Annotated in this window: 16 protein-coding genes; 9 read left to right on the plus strand and 7 right to left on the minus strand. The window is 68.2% G+C overall.

All coding sequences use genetic code 11. The features are described 5' to 3' along the window. Positions 1–215: transposase (locus RCH12_RS17805; protein ID WP_442784591.1), on the plus strand; the 215-nt coding region annotated here is incomplete at its 5' end. 79 nt (positions 216–294) lie between these two features. On the opposite strand, the gene RCH12_RS17810 is transcribed toward RCH12_RS17805, so the two are convergent. Beyond that, positions 295–1,032, minus strand: a complete 738-nt coding sequence (locus RCH12_RS17810; RefSeq protein ID WP_103431050.1) for a lysophospholipid acyltransferase family protein — start codon at positions 1,030–1,032, stop codon at positions 295–297. Between the two features lie 160 nt (positions 1,033–1,192). Between RCH12_RS17810 and dxr the strand changes: the two genes are divergently transcribed. Further along, positions 1,193–2,281 carry a 1-deoxy-D-xylulose-5-phosphate reductoisomerase gene (gene dxr / locus RCH12_RS17815; protein ID WP_327017782.1) on the plus strand — a complete coding sequence of 363 codons (1,089 nt, stop codon included), beginning with the start codon at positions 1,193–1,195 and terminating at the stop codon, positions 2,279–2,281. A 7-nt stretch (positions 2,282–2,288) separates the two neighbouring features. On the opposite strand, the gene RCH12_RS17820 is transcribed toward dxr, so the two are convergent. The 5 genes from RCH12_RS17820 to RCH12_RS17840 form a co-directional block, all read right to left on the minus strand. Beyond that, entirely contained in the window at positions 2,289–3,203 is a 915-nt protein-coding gene (locus tag RCH12_RS17820) for an NAD-dependent epimerase/dehydratase family protein (protein ID WP_327017783.1), read from the minus strand. A 62-nt stretch (positions 3,204–3,265) separates the two neighbouring features. Continuing rightward, positions 3,266–3,886: a hypothetical protein gene (locus tag RCH12_RS17825; protein WP_327017784.1), complete on the minus strand. Its 621-nt coding sequence runs from the start codon at positions 3,884–3,886 to the stop codon at positions 3,266–3,268. Beyond that, positions 3,883–5,082 carry a serine/threonine-protein kinase gene (locus RCH12_RS17830; protein ID WP_327017785.1) on the minus strand — a complete coding sequence of 400 codons (1,200 nt, stop codon included), beginning with the start codon at positions 5,080–5,082 and terminating at the stop codon, positions 3,883–3,885. The genes RCH12_RS17825 and RCH12_RS17830 overlap by 4 nt, the downstream gene beginning before the upstream one ends. A gap of 118 nt (positions 5,083–5,200) precedes the next feature. Next, on the minus strand, positions 5,201–5,776 hold the full coding sequence (locus RCH12_RS17835; RefSeq protein ID WP_103431043.1) for a hypothetical protein: 576 nt from the start codon (positions 5,774–5,776) through the stop codon (positions 5,201–5,203). Then, positions 5,773–7,170, minus strand: coding sequence for a serine/threonine-protein kinase (locus RCH12_RS17840; protein ID WP_243399133.1), 1,398 nt, complete (start codon positions 7,168–7,170; stop codon positions 5,773–5,775). Before RCH12_RS17840 ends, RCH12_RS17835 begins: the two co-directional genes overlap by 4 nt. 69 nt (positions 7,171–7,239) lie before the next feature. Between RCH12_RS17840 and RCH12_RS17845 the strand changes: the two genes are divergently transcribed. From RCH12_RS17845 to RCH12_RS17855, 3 genes are all read left to right on the plus strand, one after another. Then, a complete protein-coding gene (locus RCH12_RS17845) occupies positions 7,240–8,616 on the plus strand; it encodes a M50 family metallopeptidase (RefSeq protein WP_207795484.1) in 1,377 nt (458 codons plus the stop codon). A 72-nt stretch (positions 8,617–8,688) separates the two neighbouring features. Then, positions 8,689–9,849 (plus strand): flavodoxin-dependent (E)-4-hydroxy-3-methylbut-2-enyl-diphosphate synthase, encoded by a 1,161-nt coding sequence (ispG, locus tag RCH12_RS17850; RefSeq protein ID WP_088455497.1) that lies wholly within the window; start codon positions 8,689–8,691, stop codon positions 9,847–9,849. 166 nt (positions 9,850–10,015) lie between these two features. Further along, positions 10,016–11,785 (plus strand): proline--tRNA ligase, encoded by a 1,770-nt coding sequence (locus RCH12_RS17855; RefSeq protein ID WP_103431045.1) that lies wholly within the window; start codon positions 10,016–10,018, stop codon positions 11,783–11,785. Between the two features lie 81 nt (positions 11,786–11,866). Here the strand turns inward: RCH12_RS17855 and RCH12_RS17860 are convergent, their stop codons facing one another. Beyond that, positions 11,867–12,700: a DUF1206 domain-containing protein gene (locus tag RCH12_RS17860; protein ID WP_327017786.1), complete on the minus strand. Its 834-nt coding sequence runs from the start codon at positions 12,698–12,700 to the stop codon at positions 11,867–11,869. Between the two features lie 164 nt (positions 12,701–12,864). On the opposite strand from RCH12_RS17860, the gene nusA reads away from it, so the two are divergent. From nusA to rbfA, 4 genes are all read left to right on the plus strand, one after another. Next, positions 12,865–13,875, plus strand: a complete 1,011-nt coding sequence (gene nusA / locus RCH12_RS17865) for a transcription termination factor NusA (RefSeq protein WP_088455500.1) — start codon at positions 12,865–12,867, stop codon at positions 13,873–13,875. Positions 13,876–13,883: 8 nt separating this feature from the next. Then, positions 13,884–14,141 carry a YlxR family protein gene (locus RCH12_RS17870; protein ID WP_088455501.1) on the plus strand — a complete coding sequence of 86 codons (258 nt, stop codon included), beginning with the start codon at positions 13,884–13,886 and terminating at the stop codon, positions 14,139–14,141. 76 nt (positions 14,142–14,217) lie between these two features. Then, on the plus strand, positions 14,218–17,079 hold the full coding sequence (gene infB, locus RCH12_RS17875; RefSeq protein ID WP_327017787.1) for a translation initiation factor IF-2: 2,862 nt from the start codon (positions 14,218–14,220) through the stop codon (positions 17,077–17,079). A 192-nt stretch (positions 17,080–17,271) separates the two neighbouring features. Then, positions 17,272–17,808 (plus strand): 30S ribosome-binding factor RbfA, encoded by a 537-nt coding sequence (gene rbfA, locus RCH12_RS17880; RefSeq protein WP_327017788.1) that lies wholly within the window; start codon positions 17,272–17,274, stop codon positions 17,806–17,808. The last annotated feature ends 134 nt before the right edge of the window (positions 17,809–17,942 follow it).

The following is a 17,942-nucleotide window of genomic DNA, read 5'->3' on the forward strand; positions in this document are numbered from 1 at the left end:
GGCAGCGCGGCAGCAACGAGAACACCAACGGTCTACTGCGCCAGTACTTCCCGAAAGGCACCGACCTCTCCGGCTACCACCACGACTACCTCGACCACGTCGCCAACCAACTCAACGACCGCCCCCGCAAAACTCTCGACTGGAAAACCCCGAAAGAAGCCCTCAACGAGCTACTCTCGAACACACAACCGACCGGTGTTGCGCTGACCGGTTGAATCCGCCCCGGATATCTGCCATTTTTTACGCACTTTGTCCTAATAATCGTGCGTCACACAGTGGGGACGCCCGGTGCGGTTAGCGCAGCTCGCGCCACCAGATGGCACGCTTGACCCGCTGTACCACGGTGGTGGGCGGTGATTCGTTGTAGCTGTGTGCCAGTTCCTGACCGGTCAGCCCGTGGATAGCGGCCATGATCTCGTCTGTGGCCTTGCGCCGGGCGCGGCCCGAGTCGGCGGTGCCGTGCACGCTCACGTCGATCGGCTCGCCGAATTTCACGCTGATGCGGCGGATGCGCGGCATCTTCGACCCCACGGGCATGATCTCCTGGGTGCCGATCAGGCCCACCGGCACCACCACGGCACCGGTGGTGAGCGCCAGCCAAGCCACGCCGGTGCGGCCGCGGTAGAGCCTGCCGTCGAGCGAGCGGGTGCCCTCCGGGTAGATCGCGAACGCGCCATCCACGTCGAGCACTTCCTTGCCGGCGTCGAGGGCGACCTGGGCGGCCTGGCCTGCGCCGCGTTCCACACCGATGGCGCCGATCGAGGTGAAGAACTGGCGGGACACCCAGCCCTTGAACCCGGTGCCGGTGAAGTAGGTGGACTTGGCCAGGAACTGGACCCGGCGCGGCGCGGTGAGCGGGATGACGATGCTGTCGATGAACGACAGGTGGTTGCTGGCCAGGATCACCCGGCCCTCGCGGGGGATGTTCTCCTTGCCGGTGATGCGTGGCCGGAACACCAGGCGTGCGATGGGCGCCATGATGCCGTATCCGAGGAAGTAGACGAACCCGGGCCGTTTGGGCTTGGCGGGCATCTCGACGATCTCGTCGGCGGCCGGCACCTGTTCGACGGGGGCTTCCGGCGCGGTTTCGGGCTCGGATGCTGGGTCGTGCTTGGCTCCGGTCACTCAACGACCCTACAGCGCGGGTCAGTCGCAGCCCGGCATATATCCGCGGTGCGCCTAGCATGGGGGCGTGCAGCGAATCATCATTCTCGGGTCAACGGGCTCGATCGGTACCCAGGCGCTCGACGTCATCAAGGCCAACCCCACCCGCTTCGAGGTGGTCGGGCTGTCGGCCGGCAGCAACCGAACGTTGTTGGCCGAGCAGGCCGCCGCGTTCAACGTCGACGACACCGCCGTCGGCGCCGCCGAGGCCGAGCAGCTGGTGCGGGATGTCGACGCCGACGTCGTGCTCAACGGCATCACCGGTTCGGTCGGGCTGGGGCCGACCCTCGCCGCGCTCAAGGCCGGCCGCACGCTGGCGCTGGCCAACAAGGAGTCCCTCATCGTCGGCGGCGACCTGGTCAAGGCGCTCGCCGCGCCCGGCCAGATCGTGCCGGTCGACTCCGAACACTCCGCCATCGCGCAGGCTCTGCGTTCCGGTACCGCCGACGAGGTGCGCCGGTTGGTGCTCACCGCCTCCGGTGGCCCGTTCCGTGGCCGGTCGCGCGCCGAAATGACCGACGTGACCCCGCGCGAAGCCCTCGCGCACCCCACCTGGGACATGGGACTGGTCATCACCACCAACTCGGCCACCCTGGTGAACAAGGGGCTCGAGATCATCGAGGCGCACCTGCTCTTCGATGTGCCGTACGAGAGCATCGACGTTGTCGTGCACCCGCAGTCACTCATCCACTCGATGGTCGAATTCATCGACGGCTCCACCATCGCGCAGGCATCGCCGCCGAACATGCGCTTGCCGATCTCGTTGGGCCTGGACTGGCCGAACCGGGTGGCCGCGGTCGGTGTGCCGATCGACTGGACCACCCCGCACACCTGGACCTTCGAGCCTCTGGACGACGAGGCGTTCCCCGCTGTGGAGCTGGCCAAGCAGGTCGGCCGCGCCGGCGCCACCTACCCGGCGGTGTTCAACGCCTCCAACGAGCAGGCGGTGCTGGCGTTCCACGCCGGCCGGATCGGCTACCTCGACATCGTCGACACCGTGCAGCGGGTGGTGGAGGCCCACGAGGCTCAGGGCGAGCTCACCCTCGAGTCCCTCGCCGACGCCGAACGCTGGGCGCGGGCGCAGGCCGACACCATCATCGACACGATCGCCCGCTGACCGGCTGCTACCGGCGGTAGCTGTCGGCCACGGCGACCAGCGCCGCATCCCACGGCGTGGCCGCCACGCCGAGCAGCCGCTCGGTCTCGGCGGAGTCGATCACGTACGGCACCTGGAACTGGTAACTGGACTTGTACACCTCGCGCATCAACGGGCTGGGAATGCCGAGTGAGCGCAGTATCCAGGTGGGGTAGCCGGCCACGGTGCCGTGGCTGCCGTAGCGCGCATTCAGCTGCCCGGCGATGTCGGTGCGGCTGTGGGCGCCGCTCGGCACGTGCCAGAGACGACCCCACGGCCCGGTGTAGTCGGCTGCGGCGATCATCGTTGCCGCAATGTCCGGTACGTAGCTCCAGCTGTGCACCAGATCGGGCCGGCCGACGACCCTGGCCGTCTTGGAGGCCAGGACCGCGCGGAAGAACGCCTGGCCCAGATGCGCGGTCCCGCTCACGCCGGCGCCGAAGTAATCGCTCGCGCGCACCTCCACGGCCCGGATCTCACCCCGCTCGTGCGCATCTCGCACCCGGTGCCAGCCGTCACGGCGAATCAGACCCTTCGATTCGGTCGTGTTCTCGGGGGAATGCTCGGTCATCGGCCCGGCCGGCGACCCGTAGGGGTAGAGGTTGCCCATCACCACCAGGCTGGCGCCCGAGACGGATGCTGCGGCTATCGCCGCCGCGAACACCGGCGGCCACCGGCGGGCCCAATCCGGGTACGGAGGATTGGTGCACAGGAAGATGGTCTGCATCCGCTCGGCCGCAAGGCAGAACGCGACGGGGTCCGACGCGTCGAGCACCCGGGCGATGGCGCCGGGAACTGCGGTGCCGGAGCGGGTGGCGACGGTGACGTCGTCGCCGCGAGCCACGAGCTGGCGGGCCAGTTCACCGCCGATCCAGCCGGCTCCGACGATGAGGTGCTGGGGCATGGGAACCTCCGAGGAGAGTGGGCCGACGGGGACAGGCTACCGGTCGGATGCCCGGTTCTGCCTCAGCCGGCGCCCTGATCGCCCGTGCCGGGCTCGCCCGGTGTCTCACCGGAGTTGTCGGGCACAACGGGCTCGGTTGTGGGCTCTGGTTCGGGGGTCGGCTCCGGGTCGGGCGTTTCCGGTGGCGGTGTCGGCTCGGCCGTCGGCACGGGTTCTGTCGGCGCCGGGCTGGGACTGCCCGTTGGCTCCGGGGTCGGCACGGGCGGCTGGGTGGCCGGGACCTTCGGCTCGGTGCTGGGCTCCGGCGTTTTGGTGGCAGGAGCCGGGGTGCTGGGAACGGTCGGTGTCGCGGGGGTCGCGGCCGTCAGCGCCGCGATCAGGTCAGCGTCGACGAGGGCGATGGCGGCGTTGATCCTCGCGGCCTGAGCCTCGGTGAGCCTGCCGTCTTCGACGGCAGCGGCCAGCGCGGCCTTCAGCCCGGCCACGGCGGACTGTGCGCCCGCATAGTCGCCGGTCGCGGCGGCTGCCGTCACCGAGAGCACGGCGGCCTGCAGCCGCGCTGTCGTGTCGGCCGGCACACCGGGCGTGCTGCTGGTGCACCCCACCAGGGTGCCCGCGACCACGAGACCGGCCGCCACACCGGCGCGGATGCGGCTGCCCAGCGTACGTCGGCGGTGGGTCACGGGTCGACGCTCTCCTGCAGTTGCTCGAGGTGGTCCCCGAGCTGACCGTCGACCGCCGGATACGCCGGCGGCTCCGGCGGCGGGTCCGCGCCGGGAACGACGAACAACACGGCCCCCGCGGTGAGCACCGCCACCAGCACCCCGCTGATGACGAGCGACCACCGGCGGGATGTGCGCGACCGGCGTGGCCGACGCGAGGGGGCCGTGGCCGGCGCCGCTCGCGGATGAAGCGTCGAGGTCGGAACGAAAGGTGCCACGTCACGCTGCAGCGTCGTCGGCAGGTCCAGCGGTCGGGTGGCGCTGTCCCTTTCTCGGACCCCCTCGGCTGCCGGCTCGGGGCCGACCGAGGAAACCTCGACCGAAGGAGCGTCTACCGAAGGAACCAGAGCGCGCAGCCGGCCGGCTGCCTCGGCGGGTCGGAGCCGATCCTCGGCCTCCCGCGCCGTCATCCCGGTGAGCACCGCTCGCCACTCTGCGCCGACCCAGTCGGGAATCTCCGGTTGCCGTTGCAGCCGGGCCATGGCCGACTCGACAGCGGTGCCCGGGTAGCTGTGTTTCCCGGTGAGGCACTCGAGCAGCACCAACCCCAACGAGTAGACGTCGGCGGCCGGGCCGACCGGCAGGCCGCCGGCCTGTTCCGGGCTGAGGTAGCCGGCCGTGCCCACCACAGCGCCCGTCTCGGTGCGGTGGGCGGCGTCGAACAGCCGGGCGATTCCGAAGTCGGCGAGCTTGGCGCGAACGACCCTGCCCGGAAAATCCGACGGTGCCAGCAGCACGTTCGCGGGCTTGATGTCACGGTGGGTGATGCCCAGTGCGCCCATGCAGTGCAGGGCCTCACAGAGGTCGGCACCCAGCCTCGCCACCTCACCGGGATCCATCGGGCCCGCCAGCAGGTGACTACGCAAATCCGTGCCGTCGACGAATTCGGTCACGATGAACGACCTCGGGGAGCCGTCGATCACCTCGACTCCAGCGTCATACAGCGTGACGAGGGCGAAATGATTGAGGTGGGCCAGCACCGCTACTTCGTCGCGGTGCCGCGCGGATCCGGCACTGCCGGCGGCATCGAATCGCATCAGCTTCACGGCGACGGTGCGGCCCAGGGCCAGATCAGAGGCCTGGTAGACCACGGCCATCCCACCCGACCCGATCACTGTGTCGAGGCGGTATCGATTCGCGAGCGTGAGTCCGAGCACAGTATCGGTTCGCGTCGGTTCGCGAATCGGCTCGGTTGAAGTAGTCAGGCGGGCCTCCTGATGTCTGTTGGCAGTAATTCTTTGTCAATGCCCGCCGACAGTCAAGGCCGTCCGGCCCCTACTCGCAGTCGTCCTTCTTCTCGCAGGCTCCGGTTCCGGTTTTGTCGTTGCCGGGCTTTTCGGGTGTGGCGGGAGCCGGAGCCGGCGTTTCAGCAGGTGTCGGCGTGCCGCTGTCCTCGCTGTCGTCGCTGTCCTCGTCGTCGTTCTTTTTGTCCTTGTCTTTGTCCTTCTTGTCGTCGTCGTCGTTGCCCTCGTCGGGCGTGCTGACAGGCTCTGGCGTCGGCGTCTCCACCGGCACCTCAACGGGTGTGCTCGCAGCGATCGAGGCCGCAAGGTCGGCCCCGACGAGGTCGATGGCAGTCTGGATCTCGGCGGCCCGGGCCGCGGTGACGGCATCGTCGGCCGACGCGGCGGTCAGGGCGGTCTGCACCGTGCCGAGCTCGGTCTGCGCCGTGAGGAAGTCTCCGGCGGCAGCGGCCGAGGTCACCTTGAGGACTCCGTCCTGCAAGTCCGCCGCCGCGGCGGGATCCAGCGCGGCGGTGGCGCCTGCGCAGCCGGTGAGCAGGCTGCCGGCGAGGCCCAGGCCGGCGATGGTCAAGACGAGCCGGGTGCGGATGGTTCGGGTGGCGGTCATGGGTTCACGCTCTCTTGCAGCTGCTGGAGGTGGGTGCCGAGGTCGCCGTCGACCGCGGGATACGTGGGTGCCTCCGGGGCCGGATCGCCCGGCTGCACGAGGAAAACCAGCGCGATCACCGCGGCCAGCGCGACGAGCGCCCCGATGATCAACGGTCGCCGGCCGACCTTGGGCTGACGACGGGTCGGCCGTTGGCCGGTGGCCGGGACGCCGGCCCCGGCCGGTTGGAACACCGCCGTGCGGTCCAGCGGTGCGGCCGCGTTCAAACGCTCAGTCTTCGCGGTGTGCTCCGCCATGCCTGCGGCGGGGAGCACCCTGGTGGGCTCGTCGCCGGTGGCCGCGGGCAGTCTCTCGGTGGGGGTCATCGGTGCGGTCTGCATTGGCGCCGCACTCAGGGGTGCAGCGCCGGCGGCCATCAGCTCTGTCGAGTCGTCTGCCGATGCCGGGATTGCCGCGAGGGAAGATTCAGTCGACCCGGCCGGAACGAGTTCGCGCAGGCGCACCGCGGCATCCGCCGAGGTGAGACGGTCGGCCGGCTCGCGAGCGGTCATGCCGGCGAGCACGGCGCACCACTCGGCGCCGAGCTCCTCGGGGAGCTCCGGCTGGCGCTGCAGCCTGGCCATGGCCGATTCGATCGCTGTGCCGGGGTAGGCGCGGGTGGCGGTGAGGCTTTCGAGCAGAACCAGGCCGAGCGAGTACACGTCGCTGGGCGGCCCGATCGGCTGGCCCAGCGCCTGCTCCGGACTGAGGTAGCCGGCGGTGCCGAGCACCGAGCCGGTGCGGGTGAGGTGAGTGGCGTCGAAAAGCCGGGCGATGCCGAAGTCGGCCAGCTTGGCGTGCGAGACCCGGCCGGGAAAATCCGACGGGGCCAGCAGTACGTTGGCGGGTTTGATATCGCGGTGGATGATGCCCTTCGCGTGCACGTAGTGCAGCGCTTCGGCCAGGTCGGCGCCCATCCGGGCCACCTCGGCGGGGGCCACAACACCCTGGTTGATGCGGCTGCGCAGGTCGGAACCATCGACGTATTCCATCACGATGAACGACCGGGTCACGCCGTCGACGTGTTCGGTGCCGGCATCGAACAGGGTCACCAGGGCGAAGTGGTTGAGGCTGGCGAGCACCATGACCTCGCCGCTCTGCCGCTGCGGGCCCGAATCGTCGGCGGTGTCCATCCTGAACAGCTTGAGCGCGACAGTGCGGCCCAGCGCAAGGTCGGCGGCTTCGTAAACGGTGGCCATGCCGCCGGTGCCGATCAGCCTGACCAGACGGAACCTGTCGGCGAGGACCAGCCCGATCAGGCTGTCTGACCGCGACGGATCACGAAGCGGTTCGGTCGGTGCAGACAGGGGGAGCCTCCGGGGCGGTGAATCGGGATGCTGGCGGGTGGGTGGCAAATCGTGCGGATAGCCTGCTGCCGGTCAACGGCCAGCCGACTTGCAGCAAGAGAAGGCTAATCTACCGATGTGGAAACCGTGCTGTTATATATCTTGGGCGTAGCCGTGGTCGTCGTGGGCCTTGCGCTGTCCATCGGCCTGCACGAGATCGGCCACCTGGTGCCGGCCAAGCTGTTCGGGGTCAAGGTCACCCAGTACATGATCGGTTTCGGGCCCACTCTGTGGTCCAAGCGTAAGGGCGAGACCGAGTACGGCGTCAAGGCGCTTCCCCTCGGCGGTTACATCTCGATGATCGGCATGTTCCCGCCCTCGAAGGACGGTGCCGCCCGGCCCAACAGCACCGGTTTCTTCAACCAGCTGGTGCAGGAGGGCGAACCCGCCAAGAAGCCCGGCGCCCTGAGCACCATGGTCGACGACGCCCGTCAGGCCAGCGCGGACACCATCGGCGAAGGCGAAGACCACCGCGCGTTCTACAAACTGCCGGTGTTCAAGCGCATCATCATCATGCTCGGCGGGCCCACCATGAACCTGCTCATCGCGGTGGTGCTCTTCGCCGTGCTGCTGATGGGCTTCGGCACCACCCAGTCCAGCACCACCGTCGGCAGCGTCAGCGCCTGCGTGCTGCCCGCCACCAGTGACCGGCAGACCTGCGCGGAGGGCGACGAGGTCGCACCCGGCGCTGCCGCCGGCCTCAAGCCCGGCGACCGTCTGGTGAGCATCGACGGCACCGCGATCACCAGCTGGGACCAGTCCACCGAGATCATCCGCGCGTCTTCCGGCACGCCCCTGCAGGTGATCGTCGAACGCGACGGTGCCGAGCAGACCCTGGTCATCACCCCGAAACTCACCGAACGCTACGTGACGGACGACGCCAATGAGATCGTCACCGACGCCAACGGCGACCCGCAGACCAGCGATGTCGGCTTCGTCGGCATCGGCCCGGCCGGTGAACTCGTGCAGCAGCCCATCACGGCGGTGCTGCCCGCCGTCGGCGAGAACATCTCCGGTGTGTTCCACATGATCCTGAACCTGCCCCAGCGCCTGATCGACGTGGCCAACGCCGCGTTCGGGCCGGGGGAGCGCGACCCGAACGGCCCGATCAGCGTGGTGGGCGTCGGCCGGGTCGCCGGCGAGATCGCCAGCATCGACACCATCCCGTTCAACAGCAAGGCTGCGAGCCTGATCGGCCTGCTCGCCTCGCTCAACATCGCCCTGTTCGTCTTCAACCTGGTTCCGCTGATGCCGCTGGACGGCGGCCACGTCGCCGGAGCCCTGTGGGAAGGCATCCGGCGGTGGTTCGCCAAGCTGTTCAAACGCCGTGACCCGGGCCCCGTCGACACGGCCAAGCTGATGCCGCTGACCTTCGCCGTCGTGGTCGTGCTCGGCGGCATGAGCCTGCTGCTCATCTACGCCGACATCGTCAAGCCGATCAACCTGTTCGGCTGAGCCCACGCCACACCATCGGGGCGTTCGGGAAGGGTTCAGCTTCACGGGATCGCGCACGCGTAAGCTACATTCGTGGCCGCTATAAACCTGGGTACGCCCAAAGTCCCCGTAACTCTCGCTCCCCGACGTAAGTCCCGCCAGATCAAGGTCGGCAAGGTCCTCGTCGGCGGCGACGCGCAAGTCAGCGTGCAGTCGATGACCACGACTCCGACGACGAACATCAACGCGACCCTGCAACAGATCGCCGAGCTCACCGCCTCCGGCTGTGACATCGTTCGCGTCGCCGTGCCGAGCCGCGACGACGCCGAGGCGCTGCCGATCATCGCCAAGAAGAGCCAGATCCCGGTCATCGCCGACATTCACTTCCAGCCGAGCTACGTGTACGCGGCCATCGACGCCGGCTGCGCGGCCGTGCGGGTGAACCCCGGCAACATCCGCAAGTTCGACGACCAGGTCGCCAAGATCGCCGCCGCCGCCAAGGCAGCGGACGTCTCCATCCGCATCGGCGTCAACGCCGGTTCGCTCGAGCCCAGCATCCTGCAGAAGTACGGCAAGGCCACCGCGGAGGCTCTCGTGGAGAGCGCCGTCTGGGAGGCCAGCCTGTTCGAGGAGCACGACTTCCACGACTTCAAGATCTCGGTCAAGCACAACGACCCTGTGGTCATGGTCAAGGCCTACCGCCTGCTCGCCGAGCGCGGTGACTGGCCGTTGCACCTCGGCGTCACCGAGGCCGGCCCGTCCTTCCAGGGCACCATCAAGAGCGCCACGGCGTTCGGCATCCTGCTCGGCGAGGGCATCGGCGACACCATCCGGGTGTCCCTCAGCGCCCCGCCGGCCGAGGAGATCAAGGTAGGCCTGCAGATCCTGCAGTCGCTGAACCTGCGCGAACGCAAGCTCGAGATCGTCTCCTGCCCCAGCTGTGGCCGGGCCCAGGTGGATGTCTACAAGCTCGCCAACGACGTCACCGACGGCCTCGAGGGTATGACGGTGCCGCTGCGCGTGGCCGTGATGGGCTGCGTCGTGAACGGCCCCGGTGAGGCCCGCGACGCCGACCTGGGTGTGGCCTCCGGTAACGGCAAGGGCCAGATCTTCGTGCGCGGCGAGGTCATCAAGACTGTGCCGGAGTCCGAGATCGTGCAGACCCTGATCGAGGAGGCCAACCGGATGGCCGCCGAGATGCCGCCCAGCGAAGACTCCCTCGGCGCCCCCGTGGTGACCGTCGGCTCCCGCTAGCCGCACCCGACCCCACCGCCCGCGCCGCAACTGTTGCCGAAGCGGACAATTGCGTCCGGCGTACCGGGTGCAGTTGTCCGCTCGGGCAACAGTTGCCCGTTTTCGAGGCCGGCCCGCGCCGACGGGTGGCCTGCTCGCGCCGTAAAGTAGGTGCGTGCCTATTCGTATGTCGAACTACTTCCTCCGAACCCTTCGCGAAGACCCCTCTGATGCCGAGGTCACCAGCCACCGCCTGCTTGTGCGGGCCGGCTACATCCGTCGTCAGGCGCCGGGCATTTTCGCCTGGCTGCCGCTGGGCCTGAAGGTCAAGGCGAAGATCGAGACCATCATCCGCGAGGAGATGGCCGCCGCCGGGGCCTTCGAGGTGCACTTCCCGGCCCTGTTGCCGCGCGAACCCTACGAGATCACCGGCCGCTGGGACGAGTACGGCGACGGCCTGTTCCGCCTGCAGGACCGCAAGGGCAGCGACCTGCTGCTGGCCCCCACCCACGAAGAGGTCTTCACCCTGATGGTGAAGGACCTCTACAACAGCTACAAGGACCTGCCACTGTCGATCTTCCAGATCCAGGACAAGTACCGCGATGAGGCCCGCTCCCGCGGTGGCCTGCTGCGCGGCCGCGAGTTCACCATGAAGGACGCCTACTCCTTCGACCACACCGACGCCGGCCTCGAGACCAGCTACCAGGCTCAGCGGGACGCCTACGAGCGCATCTTCACCCGCCTCGGCCTCGAATACGTCGTGGTGCAGGCAGATGCCGGCGCCATGGGCGGTTCCAAGAGCGAAGAGTTCCTGCACCCCACCCCGGTGGGTGAAGACACCTTCGTGCGCTCGGCCGGCGGTTACGCGGCCAACGTCGAGGCGTTCCGCACCCTGGCACCCGAGCCGATCGACTTCGCCGGCTTCCCCGCCGCGCAGGTGCACGACACCCCGGACACCCCCACCATCCAGACCCTCGTCGATTCGGCCAACGCCAACCAGCCGCGCCCGGATGGCCGTGACTGGACCGCCGCTGACACCCTCAAGAACGTTGTGCTGGCCCTCGTGCAGCCCGACGGCAGCCGCGAGATCGTGGTCATCGGCCTGCCCGGCGACCGTGAGGTCGACCTCAAGCGCGTGGAGGTGGCCTTCGCCCCCGCCGAGGTCGAGGCCGCCAACGACGGCGACTTCGCCAAGCTCGCGAAGATTCCCGGCCGTCCCGGCCTGGTCAAGGGCTACATCGGCCCGTGGACTGCCGCCGGCGCGATGCTGGGCGCCGAATCGGCCACCGGCATCCGCTACCTCGTCGACCCGCGCATCGTCGACGGCACCGAGTGGATCACCGGCGCCAACGAGCCCGGCCGCCACGTGTTCGGCCTCGTTGCCGGCCGTGACTTCATCGCGGACGGCACCGTCGAGGCCGCGGACGTGCGCGCCGGCGACCCGGCCCCCGACGGCTCCGGCCCGGTGGAGTTGGCCCGCGGCATGGAGATCGGCCACGTGTTCCAGCTCGGCCGCAAGTACGCCGAGTCGCTGGGGCTCAAGGTGCTCGACGAGAACGGCAAGCTCGTCACCGTCACGATGGGTTCATACGGCATCGGCGTCACCCGCGCCCTCGCCGTGATCGCAGAACTCAACAACGACGCGAAGGGCCTGATCTGGCCCGAGGCGGTGGCACCGTTCGACGTGCACGTGATCGCCACCGGCCGCGACGAGATCGTCTTCGAGACCAGCGAGGCCGTGACCGCCATGGTCGAAGCATCCGGTCGTGACGTGCTCTACGACGACCGCCGCAAGGTGTCGCCCGGCGTCAAGTTCGGCGATGCCGAACTGATCGGCATCCCCACCATCGTGATCGTGGGCCGCGGCGCGGCCGACGGCATCGTGGAGCTGTGGGACCGCCGCTCGGGCGAGCGCACCCAGGTGGCCGTCACGGAGCTGGCCGCCCACTTCGCCTAACCCGCCATCGCGAAAGCGGTCATTCGGTAGCCTCAGCGACGCTGAAGCAACCGAGTGACCGCTTTCGCGATTCTGGTGTGGTTAGAGACGGGCGAAGCGGGCCCGGAAGAAGCAGTAGATGCCGTAAGCGATCAGGCCCAGGCCGACCAGCACCAGGATGGCCACGCCGAACGGCAGGGCGGCGAGCGAGCGCAGCGCCCCGTCCAGGCCGGTCGACTGGCTCGGGTCGACCGTGAAGCCGGCCACGATCACCAGGATGCCCACAACACCCACGGCGATGCCCTTGGCGACATACCCGGCCACGCCGAGGCCCACCGTCACGGTGCCCAGGGTGCCGGCGGGCACGGCGAGGTCCTCGGTGAACTTCTTCGCGACACCCTTGTAGACGAAGTACCCGCCGATCACCAGAACCGCGAGCCCGACAATCATGAGCAGCACCGGCCCACCGGGCAGGGCGAGCACGGATGCGCTGGCCGACGCCGTGCTCCCCGACGAGTCCGCCGACCCCGTCAGCGCCACCGTCAGGGCCGTGCCGGCCACGAACAGGTACGCCACACCCTTGCCGATCTCCTTGAGCCGGTGCGCCCAGACCTTCTTCGGATCGGTGCCCGGCACCAGGAAAGCCTGCAGAACCTGCCAGAGGCCCAGCGCCGTCAGACCGACGACGATGATCCAGATGACGAAGACGCCGCCGGGGGACTGGGCGAGCTGGCCCAGGGCGCCGGACTGATCGGCGCTCTCACCGCCGGCACCGACAGCCAGTCCGATCGCGATGGCACCGATCAGGCCGTGCAGCAGGCCGTTGACCGCATAACCGGCCTTGGCCAGGGTCTTCAGGAACGGGCTGTTACCGGCGCTCTGCGCGGCATGACCGGCCGAATCGGCGGCGGACTCTGCATTGGATCGAGTAATCATCGGGATAGCGTAACCGCGCAGGCTGCTGTGGGCACCTGAGCACCCTCGGTGAGTCCCTGCGGTACCACCCGGGCGGGTGACGGGCGCGCTGGGATTCCGGTACCGTAGGGAGAAGCCCGCTGCGCGGTTTCGCGGCGGCAAGATCTGAATAGAGGAGGCCGGCCATGGACATCGACCTCAGCGTGTTGCGGCTGATGGAGCGCGAGAAAGAGATTCCCTTCGAGGAACTCGTGCAGATCATCGAGCAAGCAATTCTGACGGCCTACCTCAAGCACACCCACCAGGGTGAGCCGCTGAAGCAGGCTGCGGAAGAAGAACCCGGAGCTCGCGTCGTACTCGACCGCAAGTCCGGTCACGTCGACATTTACATTCCTGAGCACGACGAAGAGGGCAACATCATCGGCGAAGCCGTTGACAACCCCGACGACTTCGGTCGAATTGCCGCATTCGCGGCCAAGCAGGTCATCAATCAGCGTCTGCGCGACATCGCGGATGACGCGGTGCTCGGCGAATTCAAGGGCCGCGAAGGCGAGATCGTCGCCGGCGTGATCCAGCAGGGCCCCAACCCCCGCATGATCCACGTCGACCTCGGCACCATCGAGGCGATCCTTCCCCCCGAGGAGCAGGTGCCCGGAGAAAGCTACGTGCACGGTTCGCGCATCCGGGTGTATGTCACGGCCGTCGGCCGCGGCATGAAGGGCCCGCAGATCACCGTCTCGCGCACCCACCCGTCGCTCGTGCGCCGGTTGTTCGCCTTGGAGGTCCCCGAGATCGCCAGCGGTGTCGTGGAGATCGTGTCGCTGGCCCGCGAAGCCGGCCACCGCACCAAGATCGCCGTGCGCGCCACCGAGCCCGGCGTCAACGCCAAGGGTGCCTGCATCGGCGAGCTCGGCCAGCGCGTGCGCGCGGTGACGTCGGAGCTCAACAACGAGAAGATCGACATCGTCGACTACTCGCCGGACCTGGCCACCTTCGTGGCCAGCGCGCTGTCGCCCGCCAAGGTCACCAGCGCTTACGTCATCGACGAGTCGATCAAGGCGGTTCGGGCCCTCGTGCCCGACTACCAGCTGTCGCTCGCGATCGGCAAAGAGGGCCAGAACGCCCGCCTGGCCGCCAAACTGACCGGCGCAAAAATCGACATCCAGCCGGACAGCATTCTGGAGGACGACGAATAGGGGGTACGATGGATCCCGTTAGAACGTGCATTGGATGCCGTTCCCGCGCCTCACGCTCCTCACTTCTGAGGATCGTCGCCCAGAATTCGGACCTGGTGGTTGATGAAACCGCCACCCTCCCTGGGCGAGGCGCGTGGATTCATCCCACCATCGCGTGCTTCCAGGAGGCCGTGAGGCGGCGCGCTTTCGGGCGTGCTCTTCGGGTGACCAGCCCCCTGGACGCAAAACAACTAGAGAACAGGCTGACTTGGCTAATGGATAACTAATGAGCGGCTCGAAATGAGAACCGTCCGTTACTAACGGTCTGCCCCTTTCCGGGTGCAGGCCCGGAACAGGAGAATTGTGGCTGCGAAACCACGCGTACACGAGATCGCAACTGAACTCGGTGTCGACAGCAAGGTAGCCCTTGCGAAATTGAAAGAGATGGGCGAGTTCGTCAAGGGACCGTCCTCCAGCGTTGAACCCCCCGTTGCCCGCCGTCTGCGTGCAGCACTCGAGGCCGACGGAGTCGCCACCGGCGGCGCCGCTGCCACCCCGGCGGCCCCTGCCGCCGCCCCGAAGCCCGCGTCGACCACCACGGCCAAGCCCGGTGGCGCACGTCCGTCCCCGGCACGTCCCGCCGCACCGGTGCCCGCACCTGTCGTCGAGGCTCCTGCAGTGGATGCACCGCCGATGCCCGCCGCGCCGCTCACCGTAGCGGAGCGCCAGGCCGCAGCGACCGAGAAGGCCGCCGCAGCCGAGAAGGCTGCAGCGACCGAGAAGGCCGCCGCCGAGTCCGGCACCGCCGCGACCGAGAAGACGACTACCGAGGCAGCCGCACCGGCCGCCAAGGCTGACGGCGACGCGGCTCCGACCGCCAAGCCCGGCGGCAGCGTCCCGCGTCCGGGAGCCCGTCCGGGCAACAACCCGTTCGCCAGCAACCAGGGCATGGGCAAGACCCCCACCCCGCGTCCGGGCAACAACCCGTTCGCGAGCGCGCAGGGCATGGGACAGCGTCCGCCGTCCACGTCCTCGCCCAGCAACATCCCCCGCCCCGCCGCACCCCGCCCCGGCGCCCCGCGTCCGGGTGGACCCGGCCAGGCACCCCGCCCGACCGGCTTCGGCCAGCGTCCGGGTGGCTTCCAGCGTCCCGGCGGCGCTCCGGGCGGCGCCGGTGGCGCACGCCCCGGCTTCACCCGCCCCGGCGCACCTGCCGGTGCCCCCGGCTTCGGCCCGCCCCGCCCCGCCGGTGGCGGCGGCGCCGGCGGTCGTGGCCGTGGTCCCGGCGGTGGAACCGCTGGTGCGTTCGGTCGCGGTGGCGGCAAGAACAAGGCGCGCAAGTCGAAGCGGACGAAGAGGGCCGAGTTCGAGCTGCGCGAGGCTCCGTCGCTGGGTGGCGTCAGCGTCCCCCGTGGCGACGGCGGAACCGTGGTGCGTCTGCGCCGCGGTGCCTCGATCACCGACTTCGCCGACAAGATCGACGCGAGCCCGGGCAACCTGGTCACCGTGCTGTTCCACCTCGGTGAGATGGCTACGGCAACCGAGTCGCTCGACGAGGCCACCTTCGACGTTCTGGGCAGCGAGCTGGGTTACAAGATCCAGATGGTCTCGCCCGACGACGAGGACCGCGAGCTGCTGCTCGCCTTCGACATCGACATCGACCAGGAGCTGGCCGACGAGACCGACGACGAGCTCGAAGTTCGTCCTCCCGTCGTCACCGTCATGGGTCACGTCGACCACGGTAAGACCGCGCTGCTCGACGCCATCCGTAACGCCAAGGTCGCTGCCGGTGAAGCCGGTGGCATCACCCAGCACATCGGTGCCTACCAGGTCGTCACCGAGCACGAGGGCAAAGAACGCGCCATCACCTTCATCGACACCCCCGGTCACGAGGCGTTCACCGCCATGCGTGCTCGCGGTGCGCAGGTCACCGACATCGCGATCCTCGTGGTCGCCGCCGATGACGGCATCATGCCGCAGACGATTGAGGCACTCAACCACGCGCAGGCCGCCAACGTGCCGATCGTGGTCGCAGTGAACAAGATCGACAAGGCCGGTGCGAACCCGCAGAAGGTGCGCCAGCAGCTCACCGAATTCGGTCTCGTCGCCGAAGAGTACGGCGGAGACGTCATGTTCGTCGACGTGTCAGCGCGAAACAAGGTCGGTATCCAGGAAATCCTCGACGCCGTCCTGCTCACCGCAGACGCCGGACTCGACATGCGCGCCAACCCGAACAAGGATGCCCGCGGTGTGGCCATTGAGGCCAAGCTCGACAAGGGCCGCGGTGCAGTCGCCACGGTGCTCATCCAGTCCGGAACGCTGCACGTCGGCGACTCGATCGTTGCCGGTACTGCTTACGGCCGCGTTCGCGCGATGGCCGACGAAAACGGCAACGCCGTTCTCGCCGCCACGCCGTCCCGTGCCGTTCAGGTGCAGGGCCTCTCGAGCGTTCCCCGCGCCGGTGACACCTTCCTCGTTATCGAGGAAGACCGCACCGCGCGTCAGATCGCCGAGAAGCGCGAAGCCGCCGAGCGCAACGCCCTGCTGGCCAAGGCCCGCAAGCGCATCAGCCTCGAGGACTTCACCCGTGCACTCGAAGAGGGCAAGGTCGAATCGCTCAACCTCATCATCAAGGGTGACGTTTCCGGTGCCGTTGAGGCCCTGGAAGAGTCGCTGCTCAAGATCGAGGTCGACGACTCCGTTCAGCTGCGCATCATCCACCGTGGTGTCGGTGCGGTCACGGAAAGCGACGTCAACCTCGCCACCGTCGACAACGCCATCATCATCGGCTTCAACGTCCGCCCCGACACGAAGGCGCGCGAACGTGCGGCTCGTGAAGGTGTGGACGTGCGCTTCTACTCCGTCATCTACAACGCGCTCGAGGACATCGAGTCTTCCCTCACCGGAATGCTCAAGCCCGAGTTCGAAGAAGTGCAGAGTGGTATCGCCGAGATCCGCGAGGTCTTCAGCTCGTCCAAGTTCGGAAACGTCGCCGGTGTCATCGTGCGTTCGGGAACGATCACGCGAAATGCCAAGGCGCGGGTCATCCGCGACGGCATCGTGGTGGGCGACAACCTGGCCATCGAGTCGCTGCGTCGCTTCAAGGATGACGTCACCGAGGTGCGTACGGACTTCGAGGCCGGTATCGGTCTTGGTAAGTTCAACGACATCCAGATCGGCGATGAGATCGAGACGATCGAATTGAAGGAAAAGCCGCGTAGCTAAAGGCTAGGTGGCAAGGGGTCTCCGCTTGATCCCCCCTCAGGGGAAGAGCGGGGACCCCTACCCCGATTCCCCTGAGGGGGGATCAAGCTACGACCCCACTCCCCGAGAAACGCTTCCGTCAATACGATGGTTGGGGAGGGCTGAAGAGCGTTGGAAGTACCCCGAAATTTATAGGTTCAATAGGAGTTCGACATGGTAGATCCGGCACGCGCTCGTAAGATGGCGGACCGCATCAAGGTCATCGTGGCCAAGCGGCTTGAACGCGGCATCCGCGACCCGAGGCTCGGCTTCGTCACCATCACCGACGTCAAGGTCACCGGCGACCTGCAGCACGCCTCGGTGTTCTACACGGTCTATGGCTCCGAAGACGAGCGCAAGGACAGTGCCGCAGCACTCAAGGCCGCCACCGGCATGATGCGCAGCGAAGTGGGCAAGAACATCACCGCACGGTTGACGCCGTCGATCGAATTCATCGCCGACGCCATCCCGGAGAACGCCGCACTCATCGACGACCTGCTGCGTGAAGCGCGTGAGCGCGACACCCAGGTGGGCGAGATGGCCCGCACGGCCGTGTACGCCGGCGACGAAGACCCGTACGTCAAGCCGCGCGAATACGCCGACGACGACGACGCCGACGAGGATGGCGATGCCAGCGAAGCGGATGAGCCTGAAGCTGCACCGGCACCCACCGGCCGCCACGCCGCCGCGACGGAGCCCGACGCTCAGTAACCTCAGCACCCTGACATGCCGCAATAGGCCCCTTGACGAGCGGCAAAGTCAAGTGGTGGATGCAACGGGTCGGGTTTCTAGGCTGCGGTGAGCAGTTCGGCGAGGCGTTGGGTTGGGGTAGCCATGTTGAGCGT

The organism is Cryobacterium sp. MP_3.1 (assembly GCF_035984795.1).
GTDB classification, from domain to species: domain Bacteria; phylum Actinomycetota; class Actinomycetes; order Actinomycetales; family Microbacteriaceae; genus Cryobacterium; species Cryobacterium zongtaii.

What these genes read in the sequence shown, in the direction of transcription:
- RCH12_RS17870 (WP_088455501.1), top strand. Translation starts at nt 13,884, where the DNA reads ATGGATCCCGTTAGAACGTGCATTGGATGCCGTTCCCGCGCCTCACGC.
- RCH12_RS17810 (WP_103431050.1), bottom strand. Translation starts at nt 1,032, where the DNA reads ATGCCCGCCAAGCCCAAACGGCCCGGGTTCGTCTACTTCCTCGGATAC.
- RCH12_RS17860 (WP_327017786.1), bottom strand. Translation starts at nt 12,700, where the DNA reads ATGATTACTCGATCCAATGCAGAGTCCGCCGCCGATTCGGCCGGTCAT.
- RCH12_RS17835 (WP_103431043.1), bottom strand. Translation starts at nt 5,776, where the DNA reads ATGACCGCCACCCGAACCATCCGCACCCGGCTCGTCTTGACCATCGCC.
- nusA (WP_088455500.1), top strand. Translation starts at nt 12,865, where the DNA reads ATGGACATCGACCTCAGCGTGTTGCGGCTGATGGAGCGCGAGAAAGAG.
- RCH12_RS17855 (WP_103431045.1), top strand. Translation starts at nt 10,016, where the DNA reads ATGTCGAACTACTTCCTCCGAACCCTTCGCGAAGACCCCTCTGATGCC.
- RCH12_RS17820 (WP_327017783.1), bottom strand. Translation starts at nt 3,203, where the DNA reads ATGCCCCAGCACCTCATCGTCGGAGCCGGCTGGATCGGCGGTGAACTG.
- rbfA (WP_327017788.1), top strand. Translation starts at nt 17,272, where the DNA reads ATGGTAGATCCGGCACGCGCTCGTAAGATGGCGGACCGCATCAAGGTC.